The 13,709-nt window shown below is 74.2% G+C and carries 10 protein-coding genes; 3 read left to right on the top strand and 7 right to left on the bottom strand.

The features are described from left to right. Positions 1-117: 117 nt before the first annotated feature. Together ACIBSW_RS07305 and ACIBSW_RS07300 are read right to left on the bottom strand one after the other, a co-directional pair. Positions 118-1,608: an SDR family NAD(P)-dependent oxidoreductase gene (locus tag ACIBSW_RS07305; protein WP_354727148.1), complete on the bottom strand. Its 1,491-nt coding sequence runs from the start codon at positions 1,606-1,608 to the stop codon at positions 118-120. Between the two features lie 101 nt (positions 1,609-1,709). Next, positions 1,710-2,570: a hypothetical protein gene (locus tag ACIBSW_RS07300; RefSeq protein ID WP_354727150.1), complete on the bottom strand. Its 861-nt coding sequence runs from the start codon at positions 2,568-2,570 to the stop codon at positions 1,710-1,712. 399 nt (positions 2,571-2,969) lie between these two features. Here ACIBSW_RS07300 and ACIBSW_RS07295 point away from each other — a divergent pair, with 399 nt between their 5' ends. Further along, positions 2,970-3,560 (top strand): FKBP-type peptidyl-prolyl cis-trans isomerase, encoded by a 591-nt coding sequence (locus ACIBSW_RS07295; protein ID WP_354727152.1) that lies wholly within the window; start codon positions 2,970-2,972, stop codon positions 3,558-3,560. 7 nt (positions 3,561-3,567) lie between these two features. Here ACIBSW_RS07295 and yaaA read toward each other — a convergent pair whose 3' ends face one another. The 3 genes from yaaA to ACIBSW_RS07280 are packed head-to-tail and all read right to left on the bottom strand — an operon-like array spanning position 3,568 to position 6,446. Beyond that, the gene (gene yaaA, locus ACIBSW_RS07290) at positions 3,568-4,374 is read right to left on the bottom strand and encodes a peroxide stress protein YaaA (RefSeq protein ID WP_354727154.1); all 807 of its coding nucleotides are present in this window, start codon (positions 4,372-4,374) and stop codon (positions 3,568-3,570) included. 9 nt (positions 4,375-4,383) lie between these two features. Then, positions 4,384-4,728, bottom strand: a complete 345-nt coding sequence (locus tag ACIBSW_RS07285; RefSeq protein WP_354727156.1) for an STAS domain-containing protein — start codon at positions 4,726-4,728, stop codon at positions 4,384-4,386. A gap of 41 nt (positions 4,729-4,769) precedes the next feature. Then, complete coding sequence (locus ACIBSW_RS07280) at positions 4,770-6,446, bottom strand: copper resistance protein CopC (RefSeq protein ID WP_354727158.1); 1,677 nt, start codon at positions 6,444-6,446, stop codon at positions 4,770-4,772. A gap of 121 nt (positions 6,447-6,567) precedes the next feature. Here ACIBSW_RS07280 and pgm point away from each other — a divergent pair, with 121 nt between their 5' ends. Continuing rightward, a complete protein-coding gene (pgm, locus tag ACIBSW_RS07275; protein ID WP_354727160.1) occupies positions 6,568-8,211 on the top strand; it encodes a phosphoglucomutase (alpha-D-glucose-1,6-bisphosphate-dependent) in 1,644 nt (547 codons plus the stop codon). Here pgm and ACIBSW_RS07270 read toward each other — a convergent pair. Together ACIBSW_RS07270 and ACIBSW_RS07265 are read right to left on the bottom strand one after the other, a co-directional pair. Then, positions 8,201-8,851, bottom strand: coding sequence for a response regulator transcription factor (locus ACIBSW_RS07270; RefSeq protein ID WP_354727162.1), 651 nt, complete (start codon positions 8,849-8,851; stop codon positions 8,201-8,203). The genes pgm and ACIBSW_RS07270 overlap by 11 nt on opposite strands. Further along, positions 8,851-11,190, bottom strand: coding sequence for a histidine kinase (locus ACIBSW_RS07265; protein ID WP_354727164.1), 2,340 nt, complete (start codon positions 11,188-11,190; stop codon positions 8,851-8,853). The genes ACIBSW_RS07270 and ACIBSW_RS07265 overlap by 1 nt, the downstream gene beginning before the upstream one ends. A 216-nt stretch (positions 11,191-11,406) precedes the next feature. Here ACIBSW_RS07265 and ACIBSW_RS07260 point away from each other — a divergent pair, with 216 nt between their 5' ends. After that, positions 11,407-13,704, top strand: coding sequence for a bifunctional diguanylate cyclase/phosphodiesterase (locus tag ACIBSW_RS07260; protein WP_354727166.1), 2,298 nt, complete (start codon positions 11,407-11,409; stop codon positions 13,702-13,704). Positions 13,705-13,709 lie beyond the last annotated feature (5 nt).

Raw genomic sequence — 13,709 nt, 5'->3', positions numbered from 1 at the left:
CGGCAGCGTGGGACATGAAGGCCTCCAGCCCGGCCTTCATCTGTTCACTCGATCCCTAGACCCGACCAACGTCCCCGGACAATCACGCCTAGGCCATGAGCAGAACGGCAGCGGGGTTCACCAGGCGATGGGGGCGTAGTCCTTCAGGAAGATGCCGTACAGGTCCTCGCCCTGTTCGCCGCGGACGATCGGGTCGTACACGCGGGCCGCGCCGTCGACCAGGTCGAGTGGGGCGTGGAAACCCTCCTCGGCCAGGCGCATCTTCGTCGGGTGTGGGCGTTCGTCGGTGATCCAGCCGGTGTCCACGCTGGTCATCAGGATGCCGTCGGCGAACAGGTCGTCGGCGCTGGTGCGGGTCAGCATGTTCAGGGAGGCCTTCGCCATGTTCGTGTGCGGGTGGCCGGCGCCCTTGTAGCCACGGGCGAACACGCCCTCCATCGCCGACACGTTCACCACGTAGCGGCGCGGGTGCGGCGACGCCGTCATCGCCGCGCGCAGGCGGCTGACCAGGATGAACGGGGCCGTCACGTTGCAGAGTTGGACCTCGAGCAGCTCGAGGGCGTCGACCTCGTGCACGCGGTCGCTCCAGCTGTTCGTCGGTGCCAGGTCCGGGACCAGGCCGCCCGCGTCGATCGCGGTCAGCGCCGCGATCCGCTCCGGGGTCGCCGAGCCGCCGGTCAGCGCCAGCGCCGTCAGGGCGTGCGGGCTGAAGCTCGAGCCGTCCGTCAGGGCCGCCGGGTGTGCGGGGGAGGCGTGGCCGCCGAGGTATTCCAGCTCCGGCAGGGTGCCCTCGGGCAGCGGCGCCGACTCCGCCGCGACCAGCGCCGAGTAGGAGCCGGGCGAGCGGCGTACCGTCTGGGCCGCGTTGTTGATCAGGATGTCCAGCGGGCCGCGAGCCGCGACCGAGTCGGCCAGGGCGACCACCTGCGCGGGGTCGCGCAGGTCGATGCCGACGACCCGCAGGCGGTGCAGCCAGTCCGCGCTGTCCGGCATCGCGGCGAAGCGCCGGACGGCGTCGTTCGGGAAGCGGGTGGTGATGGTGGTGTGCGCGCCGTCGCGCAGCAGGCGCAGCGCGATGTACATGCCGATCTTCGCGCGGCCACCGGTGAGCAGGGCGCGGCGGCCGGTCAGATCGGTGCGCGCGTCGCGGTGGCCGTGGTTCTTCGCCGCGCACGACGGGCAGAGCTGGTGGTAGAACGCGTCGACCTGCACGTAGCGCTGCTTGCAGATGTAGCAGCCGCGCGGCTGCTTGAGGATGCCGGCGGTCGGTGCCTGCGTCGCGGTGGCCAGCGGGATGCCCGCGGTCTCGTCGTCGATGCGGCTGGGTGCGCCGGTCGCGGTCGCGGCGGTCACCGCGCGGTCGTTCGCGAGGATCGCGTCGCGGCGGTCCTTGCGGCGGCGCAGCTTCACCGACTTGAAGAGGCCCGCCGTCGCCCGCCGTAGGGCGACCGCGTCCGGATGTTCCGGGTCGAGCTCCTCGGCCTCGGCGATGACGGCGAGGCAGAGGGCGAGCCGCTCGGGATCGATGCTCGTGGCGTGGCTCACGTCCGGCGGCGCGGCCTCGGCGCGGCCGTCGGGCGCGGCGCGCTCGTCAAGTGTCGCGGTCATGCTCATCCCGTCCCGGTAGAACCCCAACGCTTCCCGGGGGCACTGTACTGACTGCGCAGGCCACGATAGCCGCAAGAGGGCCATAGCGGCCAATGGGCCGGTCAGCGCAGGGTGGCCGCCTCGAGCGCCACGCCGCCGCAGTCGTCGTTGAAGGCGGCGTCGGTGATCCAGGTGAGGTTGAGCTTGCCGTTCTTCGGCGCCCGGTACGTGATCACGAAGACCGCGGTGTCCAGCTCGTTGCCGCGCACCTCGAACGTGCCGGTCGCCGACGCGTTCCCGGTCGACAGCCGGGCGGTCAGCTTCCCGCGCCCGGCCAGCGCGCCGACGTACAGCTTCAAAGTCCGGTTGGACGTCGTCGCGGGCGCCGAGATGGTGTAGCCGTTGCCCTTGCCGCAGGTGCGCACGCCGGTCGGTGTGCCGTCCGAGCGGTCCACCGGCGAGCCGCCCCGCCAGCTGAACTGCTGCCGGCTGAAGCCGTGCCGGAAGCGCGGCGCGGTCGGCGGGCCCTCGAGGATGGCGAAGTCGCCGTCGGAGCGGCGCTCCAGCGAGAACGTGCTCTGCTCGCCCCAGTGCACCCAGTCGCGGGTGCCCTCGGCGGAGAGGTCGACCCGGGACGGGACGCCCTCGCGGGCCACCCTGATCGAGCCCTGGTCCGGCGGGGGGACCTTGGAGCGCGTCGTCGGCGGTGTGGTCGGCGGCGTCGTGGTGGGCGGGTCCGTCGGGCTGGGCAGGTCGGAGGCGCTGGGCAGCGGGATCGGGAACTGGTTGCCCGGGTTGAGCGGCACGTCGCCGAGGGCCGGCGGCTGCACCGGCGGTATCGCCGACGGCTCGTTCCTGCGGACCGCGTTGCTGATGACGAAGCCGAAGGCGACCACGATGAGCACCCCGGCGAGGATCACCGCGGCGGGCATGAGGAACTCGCTGAGCCGGCGTTGCCGGTCGTCCAGCAGCTGCGACGGCACGAACGCGCTGCGTCGCCCCGTGGTGCGGTAGCCGTATCCCGAGCGTGGGGTCGCCGGCTGGGCCCGCCGCCCCTCGGATCCTGGCTGGCGACCTGTAGTACGGCCGTCGTCCGGCAACCGACCCTCCCCGGTCGTTCGCGGGGCGCGCGCTGATCGCCGGTGGCGGCCGGGCGGTGTCCCGAGTGTTGATGGCGGTGAGCATCCGCCCTGGTGCCTGTGGGGAGCTATACCGTCTCACTTTCCCTGAGTGACGGAGAAGAGCGAAATCAGTTACCGGCCGACCAGTTGATCACCTTGCTCGGCGGTTCGGCCGAGGTTCGGCCGAGTCGGGACCGCAACGGCTAGTACGGTGTCCGAAGTCTTCCCATCAGCACCGTTCGACAGGAGAGTCGGGATCAGATGAGCGCCCAGGACAAGACCGGCACCAGCCGCCGCGGACAGGCCCTAATCGGCGCCCTCGCGGGCGTGGCAGTGATCGTCATACTGGTCGTCGTCTATATCGCGATCCAGGCGTCGGACGACGACGAGCCCGCCGCGACGCCGACGCCGGTGGCCACCCAGCCCGCCGCGCAGGCGCCCGAGGAGCCCGCGCCGAGCCAGGCCGCGCCGGCCGCGATCGACCCGGCGCTGCAGAAGCCGCCGGTGGTCAAGCCCGGCACGGGCGACGTGAAGGAGCTCAAGGTCACCACGCTGGTGGAGGGCAAGGGCCCGAAGGTGGAAGCCGGCCAGACCCTCACGGTCAACTACACGGGCGTGACCTACGCCGACGGCAAGGAGTTCGACTCGTCCTGGCAGAACGGCCAGCCGGTGCAGTTCCCGGTCGGCGTCGGCCAGCTCATCAAGGGCTGGGACCAGGGCCTGGTCGGGGTGCCGGTCGGCAGCCGGGTCCAGCTCGACATCCCGGCCGACCTGGCGTACGGCGAGCAGGCCGAGGGCGGCCGTCCGAGCGGCGACCTGCGCTTCGTCGTCGACATCCTGGCCGCGCAGTAAGGGTCGGTCAGAGCTCGCGCACGATCACGTCCACCTGCCGGGGACGGCCCGCGGCCGCGGGCCGCTCCTCGACGGTGTACTTCAGGTCGCGCAGCGTGCTCAGTAGCTCCTCGGCCGAGGCGGGCGCCGCGCCCGCCTCGGCGAGGGCACGCACCAGCCGGCCCTTGGTCGCCTTGTTGAAGTGGCTGACCACCGAGCGCCGCGCCTCGCCGTCCACCACCCGCTCGTGCAGCACCCGCAGCGCCATCGTGCGCCCGGCGAGCTCGCCGGCGGGCGCCCACATCGCCGCGTAGGCGCCCGAGCGCAGGTCGAGGACCGGACCGTCGGCGGCCGCCCGGTCCAGCGCCGGGCTCAAAACCTTCTTCCAGTACGCGGTGAGCCCGCCGACGACCGGCAGCGTGACACCGACCGAGCAGCGGTACGCGGGTATCCGGTCGGAGAGCCGCAGCACGCCCCACAGCCCGGAGAACACGACGGCCCGCTCGTCCAGCCAGGCACGCGCACCGGGCGACAACCCGGCCGTGCCCAGCGCCTCGTACAGCACGCCGGTGTACACCTCGGCCGCCGGCGCCGCGGGCGCGGTGACCAGCGCGGCGTTGCGGGCGATCTCGCCGTGCTGCCCGGCGCTGAGCCCGAGGACCGCGAGCGAGTCGGCGACGCCGCGCGCGCTGGTGCGCCTGGTGAGCGTGACGAGCCGGCCCAGGACCCGGCGCCGGGCCGGCGCGAGCCGGGGCAGCCAGAGCTCCGCGGGGTCGGCCGGTTCCCCGGCGGCGGGTGCGGTCTTACCCTCGGACGGCGGCAACAGGATGAGCACGCCGCGAGGTTACAAGTCCGGGCCGGCGCCGAGCGCGTCGGCCACGCTGGGATAGATCTCGATCTGTGGCGTGAGTCCGACCGTCTCCAGCAGGGCGAGCAGCCACGCGCTGGGCGCGGCCACCCGCAGCCACCCGCCGGCGGCCCGGGCCCGGTGGTGTCCGACCACGAACGAGCCCAGCCCGGTGGAGTCGCAGAAGGCGATTCCGGAGACGTCGACGACGATCCGCGGCGCCGGCTGGTCGAGCACCCGGTCCAGGGTGGTGCCCAGGACGGTGGCGGAGTCCAGGTCGAGGTCGCCGCGGACGGTCACCACCACGGCGTCGCCGGGGTTGCCGATCACGGACACGTGCATGGCGGGCCTCCTGAGACGCGGCAGGCACTCTCTCTGCCCCGTCAGGGCGCCGCCCGAACCTGCGGCACCTTGATCGTCGTCTTGACCGTCCGCTGGTCGATCTCGCTCACCCGTACGGTGAAGCTGAGCTCGTAGGTGCCCGGCAGCGGGAAGGTGAGCGCGCCGACGGCGTCGTTGCGGGGCGTCAGCGGCAGCATCGGCGCCGAGACCGGCTCGAGGTCGTTGCCGGTCAGCCGGTTCGTCACGGTCCACTCCGCGGCCGGCAGCGGCTTGCCCTCCGGCGTGTAGGTGAAGCCGTGCACGGTGTTGTTCTCGCCGAGCTCGACCGGGTACACGTAGAACTGCAGCGTGAAAAGGTCCGAGGTCAGGGTCTGCGAGACGCCCTTCTCGTTGTTCACGGCCCGCTCGGTGTCGGCGCTGCGGCCCGGCGTGACCTGCACCAGCACCGCGCTGAGCCCGAGCACGACCACCGTGGCGGCGACCTCGATGCCGACCGTGCGGCGCAGCCGGGCCGGCCCGTCCTGCACGCTGCGCACCAGCCGCCGGGCGAACGCGGCCGCGGTCAGCGCCGCGGCGAGGATCGCGACCTTGGCCAGCAGCAGGCGCCCGTACGCGGTGCCCACCAGGGCGCCCGCCGAGCCGACCTGGACCACCGACTGCACCACGCCGGCGCCGACCAGCCACACCACGGCGATCGTCGCCCAGCGCGACCAGGCCGGCAGGATCACCCCGAGCACCCGCGGGTGCGCCCGGCGCAGCAGGAACACGCTCAGCGTGACGAGCCCGCCGAGCCAGGTCGCCATCGCGGCCAGGTGCACCACGTCGGCGGCGACGATCGCGCCGGTCAGCGGCGCCTCGGCGGCGTGCCCGGTCAGCGGCCACGTGACGAGCCCGGCGACGCCGACGCCGAGCAGGGCGAGGCGGCGCCAGCGGTCGCCGGTGCCGTGCAGCACCGGCGGCAGCAGGGCGGCGACCACGGCCAGCGCCGCGAGGCGGGCGAGCATGGTGAGGCCGAACGGGCTCGCCAGCACGTCGGCGATCTCGGTGACCGAGACGTCCCACAGCGGGGCGCCGCTGGCGTACGGCGCCTGGGTCCAGAGCCCGCCCAGCGTCGCCGCGGCGGTGGCGGCCAGGCCGGCGCGGACCAGCAGGACCGGCCCGCGCCGGGACAGCCGCCGGGGCCAGAGCAGCGCCAGCAGCAGGGCGGGGCCGATGATCAGTGTGAGGCCGGCGTACCCGAGGAATTTGAAGGTGGGCACCGCGGCCGCGACCGTGCCGTGCAGCTGGTCCGGGTCGCTCTCCGGCGGTCGCGCCGAGGGCGCGCCGACGGAGAAGGTGAGCGCGCCGCCGACCGGGTGGCTGTCGGCCGAGATGATCCGGTAGCTGACCAGGTAGGTGCCGAGCGGCCGGTCCGCGCGGCGGATCCGGACCCGCAGCGTCGGCCCCTCCGCGGTGACCTCGCCGGTGATCCGCTTGCCGTCCGGCGCCAGCACCTGGGTGCGGCCGGTGACCGGGGTGACGCCCTCGGTGAACCTGATGACGATCTCGCTCGGCGCGGTGGCCACGACGCTGCCGGGCTCGGGCGTGGCGGTCAGCATCGCCGCGTGCGCGGCGGCCGGCGCGGCGGGTACGAACAGCACGCCGAGACCGATCACGAGCATGATCAGTACGCGCACCATCCGCGGCCCGCCGGCCGCCGCACCCCGTCTCACGGTCATTAGTTCGAATCTCCGCCCGGAAAGGTTCAATCCGCGCGTGGCGGCTTACGGTGCCCGGCACCGGGTAAGTGACGACGATACGATCCCGGGGCAGGATCACGCCCCTCAAGGAGGCCCCTCGATGTCCGTGCATCCCCGCGCCGGCACGCCCGCCGAACCGCGCGACACCATCGACGTCCCCCGGGTGGTCCTCAGCTACTACACCGGGCACCCGGACCCCGCGATCGCCGAGCAGCGGGTGGCGTTCGGCACCTCCGGGCACCGCGGCTCCAGCCTGCGTACGGCGTTCAACGAGGACCACATCGTCGCCACCAGCCAGGCCATCGTCGAGTACCGCCGGGAGCAGGGCACCGAGGGCCCGCTGTTCCTCGGCCGCGACACCCACGCGCTGAGCGAGCCCGCGATGATCTCCGCCCTCGAGGTCTTCGCCGCGAACGACGTGACGGTGCTGATCGACAGCCGCGACGGCTACACCCCGACGCCGGCGCTGTCGCACGCGATCCTGAGCCACAACCGGGGCCGGGCCAACGGCCTCGCGGACGGCGTAGTGGTCACCCCGTCGCACAACCCGCCGGACGACGGCGGCTTCAAGTACAACCCGCCGAACGGCGGCCCCGCGGACACCGACGCCACCAAGTGGATCCAGGACCGGGCGAACGTGCTGATCGCCAGCGGCCTCAAGGAGGTGCGCCGGGTGCCGGTCGCGCGGGCCCGCGCCTCGGCGCTGGTCGAGGGCTACGACTTCCTCGACTCGTACGTCGGGGACCTGGGCGCGGTCATCGACATGCAGGCCATCCGCGACGCCGGCGTCCGGATCGGCGCCGACCCGCTCGGCGGCGCCAGCGTCGCGTACTGGGGCGAGATCGGCTCCCGGTACGGCCTGGACCTGACGGTGGTCAACCCGGACGTGGACCCGACGTTCGGCTTCATGACGCTGGACTGGGACGGAAAGATCCGGATGGACTGCTCGTCGCCGTACGCGATGGCGTCGTTGATCTCGCAGAAGGACCGCTTCCAGCTCGCCACCGGCAACGACGCCGACGCCGACCGGCACGGCATCGTGACACCCGACGGCGGCCTGATGAACCCGAACCACTACCTGGCGGTGGCGATCTCCTACCTGTTCCAGGTGCGCACCGACTGGCCGTCGCGCGCGGCCATCGGCAAGACGCTGGTCTCGTCCTCGATGATCGACCGGGTCGCGGCCGACCTGGGCCGCGCGCTCGACGAGGTGCCGGTCGGCTTCAAGTGGTTCGTCCCTGGGCTGCTCGACGGCTCGATCGGCTTCGGCGGAGAGGAGAGCGCCGGCGCGTCGTTCCTGCGCCGCGACGGCAGCGCGTGGAGCACCGACAAGGACGGCATCCTGCTGGACCTGCTCGCCTCGGAGATCCTGGCCACCACCGGGCACACGCCGAGCGAGCACTACCGGGACCTGACGGAGAAGTTCGGCGACCCCGCGTACGCCCGCATCGACGCACCGGCCACGCGCGAGGAGAAGGCGATCCTGGCCCGGCTCTCGCCGTCGCAGGTGACCGCGAAGGAGCTGGACGGCGAGCCGATCACCGCCGTGCTGACCAGCGCGCCGGGCAACGGCGCGCCGATCGGCGGCCTCAAGGTGACCACCGAGTCGGGCTGGTTCGCGGCCCGCCCGTCCGGCACCGAGGACGTCTACAAGATCTACGCGGAGTCGTTCAAGGGCCCGGAGCACCTGGCCCGGATCCAGGAGGAGGCCCGCTCGGTGGTCTCGGCGGCGCTCACCGGTTAGGCCAGACCAGGCCGAGGTCGTAGGCGGCGATCGTCGCCTGCACCCGGTCGCGGACGCCGAGCTTGGCGAGCAGCGCGTTGACGTGCACCTTCACCGTGCCGGTGGTGATGCCGAGCGCGGCGCCGATCTCGGCGTTGGACTGCCCGGAGGCGATGCCGAGCAGCACCTCACGCTCGCGCGGGGTCAGCCCGGCCGGCCGCGGGCCGGGCTCGGCCGGCGGCCCGGTCAGCCCGCCGGCGGCGAACGCGTCGATGAGCCGCCGGGTCACCGCGGGGCTGAGCATGGCCTCGCCGTCGGCGATCACCCGGATGGCGGCGAGCAGGTCGGCGGGGAGCACGTCCTTGAGCACGAAGCCGGCGGCGCCGGCCTTCAGCGCCTCGTACACGTACCGGTCCTGGTGGAACGTCGTCAGGACCAGGACCTTCGTCCGCGGTGCGGCGGCGGTCAGCAGCGCGGTGGCGGTCAGGCCGTCCATGCCGGGCATGCGGACGTCCATCAGCACCACGTCGGGCCGCACCCGGGCCGCGAGGTCGAGCGCGGCCTGCCCGTCGCCGGCCTCGCCGACGACCTCGAGGTCGTCCTCAGCGCCGACGATCGCGGAGATCCCCGCGCGGATCATCAACTGGTCGTCCACGACCATCACCCGGACGGCGATGACGCCACCTCCGCACTCCGTGGCTCTTCCGGGCGGTTCCCGCCCGGATTCGGCGGAGCCGGCAGCAGGAACTCCGGCCCGCCGTCCGCGCCGATGATCATCGTTCCACCGACCGCGGCCATCCGGGCGCGCAGCCCCGCGGCGACCTCGCCGCCGGGATCCGCGGGCATCGGCCGCACCGCGACGCGCAGCGGATCCCCGGCGAGGTCGGCCCGCACGCTCACCGGGCCGGTGTCGCCGGCGAGCAGCAGCTCCACCACCCGGTACGCGGACAGGTCCACGTCCGCGGGCAGCGGCCGGCCCGGCTCGCGCAGCTCGAGCCCCACCTCCCGGCCGCCCGCGCGCCACCGCTCGACCAGGCCGGGCAGGGCCGCGACGGTCGGCTGCGGGTCACGCTCGACCGGGTCGGTGCGCGGGTCGGCGCGCAGTCCGTCGAGCAGCCCGCGCATCGCGCCCAGCGCCGCCCGGGCCGAGTCCACCACCTGATCGAGGTCGCCCTCGCGGGCGGCGGTCGCCACCCGGGCGGTGTCGCGCAGCACCGCGGCGCGCAGCCCGAGCGCCACCCGGGCCCGTTCGGCGGCGGCGCCGGCGATCGCCTGCGCGGTCGCGGCGGCCACCGCGTCGTGCTCGCGCGCCAGGACCCGGCCGTGCCGGCGGCGGACCAGGAACCCGGTCAGCCAGGCGCCGCCGGCCGCGCCGCCGATCGGCACGGCCAGGAACACGGCCATGAACAGCAGCCCGACCAGCGGCGGCATCCCGCCGTCGGTCAGCGACGGGTCCAGGACCAGCACGGCGCCGGCGGCCGGCACCGCCGCGGTGAGCGCGGCCGGTATCGCGAGCGCGCTGAGGCCGGGGCCTCGGCCGTAGCGGGCCACCGCGTACACGGCGATGAGCTCGGCGACCAGGCAGGTGGCGGTCAGCCAGCCGAGCCGGTGCGGCACCACGCCGGTGACGGTCAGCAGCGGCCAGGCCCACGCCGCCGCGGTGACGGCGGCCAGCACGGACCACGGCCGGCCGCGGCGCCAGGCGATCGGCACCGAGCTGCCGAGCACGACGATCAGCAGCAGCGCGACGGGCGCCCGGGTCACGGCGGGATCGCCGTCCGTGGCGAGCAGCACGCTCAGCGGCAGGAGCATCGCCAGCAGGACCAGCATCACGTCGATGACCTGCTCGGCGCCGGGCCGCCACCGGGGCGCCCCGGCCGGCGGTGCGGCGCGGTCCGGCGGCAGGACCAGCCGGACCCGCCACCCGCCCTCCGGGCGGTGCCCGGCCGTCACGGTGCCGCCGAGCGCCGCCGCCCGCTCCCGCATGCCGGCGATGCCGCGCCCCGAGCCGACGCCGGTCACGCCCGGCCCGCCGGCGCCGTCGTCGTCGACCGTCAGCTCGGTGCCGCCGCCGGCGATCGCGAGCCGGATCCGGACCGCGCCGCCGGGCGCGTACCGCAGGGTGTTGGTCAGCGCCTCCCGGGCGATGCCGACGGCCGCGTCCGCCGCCGGGCCGGGCGGGTCGCCGGGCCCGGCCTCCACCGTCACCGGCTGGCCGAGGAGCCGGAAGCCCTCCGCCAGCTCGGCCAGCCGCCGCGCCGCCGGGCCGGGACGCTCGTCGGGCAGCCGCAGCAGGGCGACCAGCCGATGCAGCGCCGCGAGGGTGTCGGCGCCGGTCCGGGCGGCGAAGTCGCGGGCCTCGGCGACCAGCTCGGGCCGGGTGCCGCCCAGGCGCTGCGCCGCCGACGCGATGACGACGATCGAGGTCAAGTGGTGCGCGGTGACGTCGTGCAGCTCGCGGGCCAGCCGGTGCCGCTCGGTGTCGGCGGCCCGGGCCCGCCGCTGTTCGGCCTCGGCCAGCCGGGCCGCCGCGCCCGCGCGCTCGGCGTGCCAGTGGTGGCGGGCCCGGCCGAAGGCCACCACGATCGAGTACGCGGCGAGGGTGAGGACGACGTTGACCGGATAGCTCAGGTCGGGGTCCGGCGGGGCGGTCGCGATCATGACGCTCTGCCACGCCACCGTGCCGGCCGCGGCGCCCAGCGTCAGCCGCCACGAGCGCAGCACCGCGACGTTGTAGAGCGCGATCACGTCGGCGGTGCCGATCAGCCACAGCGCGTCGGTCGACACGCCCAAGGCGCCGACGGTCATGGCGGCGAGCACGACCCCCAGCACCGCCGGCGGCGCCGAGCGCCGCCACAGCAGCGCGACCGCGACGACGAGCGTGACCGCCACGCCCGTCGCGGCGACGGTCGCGGAGGCCGGATCACCGGCGCCCGGCCAGACCGCCAGCTGCGCGGCGGCCAGGGCGAGCGGCAGGAGCCAGACCCAGATGCGATTCATGACACATCGACCCTAGATGGCCGTGGCCAGGCACCGCGTCGGCCGGTGGACCGACGCTCGCCTATATCCAAGGGAGTGGGACGCGCGTCGCGCCGGGCTCCGGAAGGCTCAGCTTCTCCTCAGGTTCGCCGACTTGGTACTGCGCCAGCACCAGCCGACACGAACAGTGACAGCACGGGGGAGCCGAACACAGCCATGAAGGCGGCCGAGAGACGGGTGGGACGCAGGCGGGCGCCACGGCGCGCACGCGCGGGCCTGCTACCCGTCGCGGTGGCGCTGGCGTCGGTGGCCGGGGTGATCGCCTGGCTGGTGCTGCGCCCGGCGGGCTCCGAGCTGCCCGCGTTCGCCGGCGGTCCGGTGGCCATGCTGGCGGCGTTCGTGGCCTGCCGGCGGATCGGCTCGATGATCGTGCTGGCGCGCCCGGTCCGCAGCTTCTGGAAGGTGCTGTCCCCGGCGGCCATCTGCATCGGGATCGGCTCCGTCGGCGCACTCGTCGAGAGCGATCCGGGCCTGTCGCCGTACGCGGCCGTGCCGATCCTGCTCGGTATCGCCATGTTCGTACTCGCCTTCGTGCTGCTGCCGGCCGAGCGGCGGTCCTGGCCGCGCTGGACGCAGTTGATCCTCGACGGCGCCACCGTCGGGGTGGGCGGCGGCCTGATCTACTGGTATGTCGTTCTCGACTTCGCCGGCCCGTCGATCACCACGGTCGCCCGGGTCGGTGCCGCGGTCGTCGGCGTCGGCGCCCTGATCGCCCTGGTCCTGATCGGCCGGGCGGCGGTGAGCCCGGCCAGCGTCGTCGACTCGCTGTCGCTGCGGATCCTGGCGGTGCCGCCGCTCGTCGCGGTGGTCACCACCGTGCTCCTGATCGCCGGCGGGCCCACCGGGCGAATGGTCATCTCGATGCTCGGCGTGCCCGTCGTCGGCGCGGCGATGGCGCTGGCCGCATACCGCCAGCAGCTCGTGCTGCTCCGCCCCGCGGCCGAGCCGGCGCCGCGGGCGGCCCGTAGCGTCTACGACGCGCTGCCGCTGGCCGCGGTCGCCGCCACCGCGGCCCTGGTGATCACCGTCGCCGCCCGCGAGCTCGGCCCGCAACACCGGGTCGTCATCATCGGAGCCGTCGTGATCGCGGCGTTCGTCGCCGTTCGCCAACTGCTCAGCCGCCGCGACCACGACCGGCTGCTGGCCGGCATCCACAGCCAGCAGGCCGAGCTGGAGCACCAGGCCGCACACGACTCGCTCACCGGCTTGACCAACCGGGCCCGGTTCGGTGCCGCGCTGGCCGAGCGCCTCGACGCGCACCTGCCCGCCGCGGTGTTGCTGATCGACGTCGACGACTTCAAGCTGGTCAACGACACGATGGGGCACGGCGTCGGCGACCGGCTGCTCTTCGAGGTCGCCCAGCGGCTGCGCAACCACAGCGCGGTGGAGCACCTGCCGGCGCGGCTCGGCGGCGACGAGTTCGCCGTGCTGCTCGACATCGACGAGGCCGGGCCGGCCGAGGAGGCCGCCGCCCGCATCCTGGCCGCGCTGGCCGTGCCGTTCCGGGTCGGCGAGCACCAGCTCCTCGCGCACGCCAGCATGGGCGTCGCCCTGGCCGGCCCCGGCGACAGCGCCGGCGAGGTGCTGCGCAACGCCGACATCGCGATGTACGAGGCCAAGGCCGCGGGCAAGGCGTCCTGGGCCCGCTTCGAGCCGCGGATGCGCAACGAGGTGGTCAGCCACGCCCGCCTCGGCAGCGAGCTGCACAACGCGATCATCCGGCACGAGCTGTACCTGCGGTACCAGCCGGTCTTCGACATCGTCACCGGCCGGATCGCCGGCGCGGAGGCGCTGGTCCGCTGGCGGCACCCGGTCCACGGCAACGTGCCACCGGGCGACTTCATCGGCGTCGCCGAGCGCTCCGGCCTGATCGTCCCGCTCGGCTCCTGGGTGCTGCGCGAGGCGTGCGAGCAGCTCAACGCGTGGCAGGGCGAGTACGGCGGCGCCTCGATCCAGTCCATCAACGTGAACGTCTCGGCCCGCCAACTGCGCGAGGCCGGCTTCGTCGACGAGGTCGCGGCGGTGCTCAGCGACACCCGGCTGATGCCGGCGAACCTGGTCCTGGAGGTCACCGAGTCCTCGGTGCTCGACGGCCGGCAGGTCCGCGAGACCCTGCAGGCGCTGCACGAGATGGGCGTACGCCTGGCGCTGGACGACTTCGGCACCGGCCAGTCCAGCCTGAGCCTGCTGCGGGCCTTCCCGGTGGACGTGTTGAAGCTGGACAAGTCGTTCGTCGACGGCATCTGCGACGGCGAGGACCGCGGCCGGCTCGCGGTGGCCGCGGCCGTCGCCCAGCTCGCCGAGTACCTGGACCTCTACGCCGTCGCCGAGGGCATCGAGACGGCCGCGCAGATGGAGAAGCTGCGCACCATGGGCTACCGGCTGGGCCAGGGTTACCACATGGCCGAGCCGCTGCTCCCGGACGAACTGGCCGCCATGATGGTCCCGGCCGCCCGGTCGGTCACCGCCGCCTGACGGCC

The organism is Actinoplanes sp. NPDC049668 (assembly GCF_044465445.1).
Lineage (GTDB): Bacteria > Actinomycetota > Actinomycetes > Mycobacteriales > Micromonosporaceae > Actinoplanes.
The sequence above is the reverse complement of the archived record's forward strand: the minus strand, read 5'-3'. Positions and strand labels throughout refer to the sequence as shown.

What these genes read in the sequence shown, in the direction of transcription:
- ACIBSW_RS07285 (WP_354727156.1), bottom strand. Translation starts at nt 4,728, where the DNA reads ATGCACGTGTCCGTGATCGGCAACCCCGGCGACGCCGTGGTGGTGACC.
- ACIBSW_RS07305 (WP_354727148.1), bottom strand. Translation starts at nt 1,608, where the DNA reads ATGACCGCGACACTTGACGAGCGCGCCGCGCCCGACGGCCGCGCCGAG.
- ACIBSW_RS07270 (WP_354727162.1), bottom strand. Translation starts at nt 8,851, where the DNA reads ATGGTCGTGGACGACCAGTTGATGATCCGCGCGGGGATCTCCGCGATC.
- ACIBSW_RS07280 (WP_354727158.1), bottom strand. Translation starts at nt 6,446, where the DNA reads ATGACCGTGAGACGGGGTGCGGCGGCCGGCGGGCCGCGGATGGTGCGC.
- ACIBSW_RS07265 (WP_354727164.1), bottom strand. Translation starts at nt 11,190, where the DNA reads ATGAATCGCATCTGGGTCTGGCTCCTGCCGCTCGCCCTGGCCGCCGCG.
- ACIBSW_RS07295 (WP_354727152.1), top strand. Translation starts at nt 2,970, where the DNA reads ATGAGCGCCCAGGACAAGACCGGCACCAGCCGCCGCGGACAGGCCCTA.
- pgm (WP_354727160.1), top strand. Translation starts at nt 6,568, where the DNA reads ATGTCCGTGCATCCCCGCGCCGGCACGCCCGCCGAACCGCGCGACACC.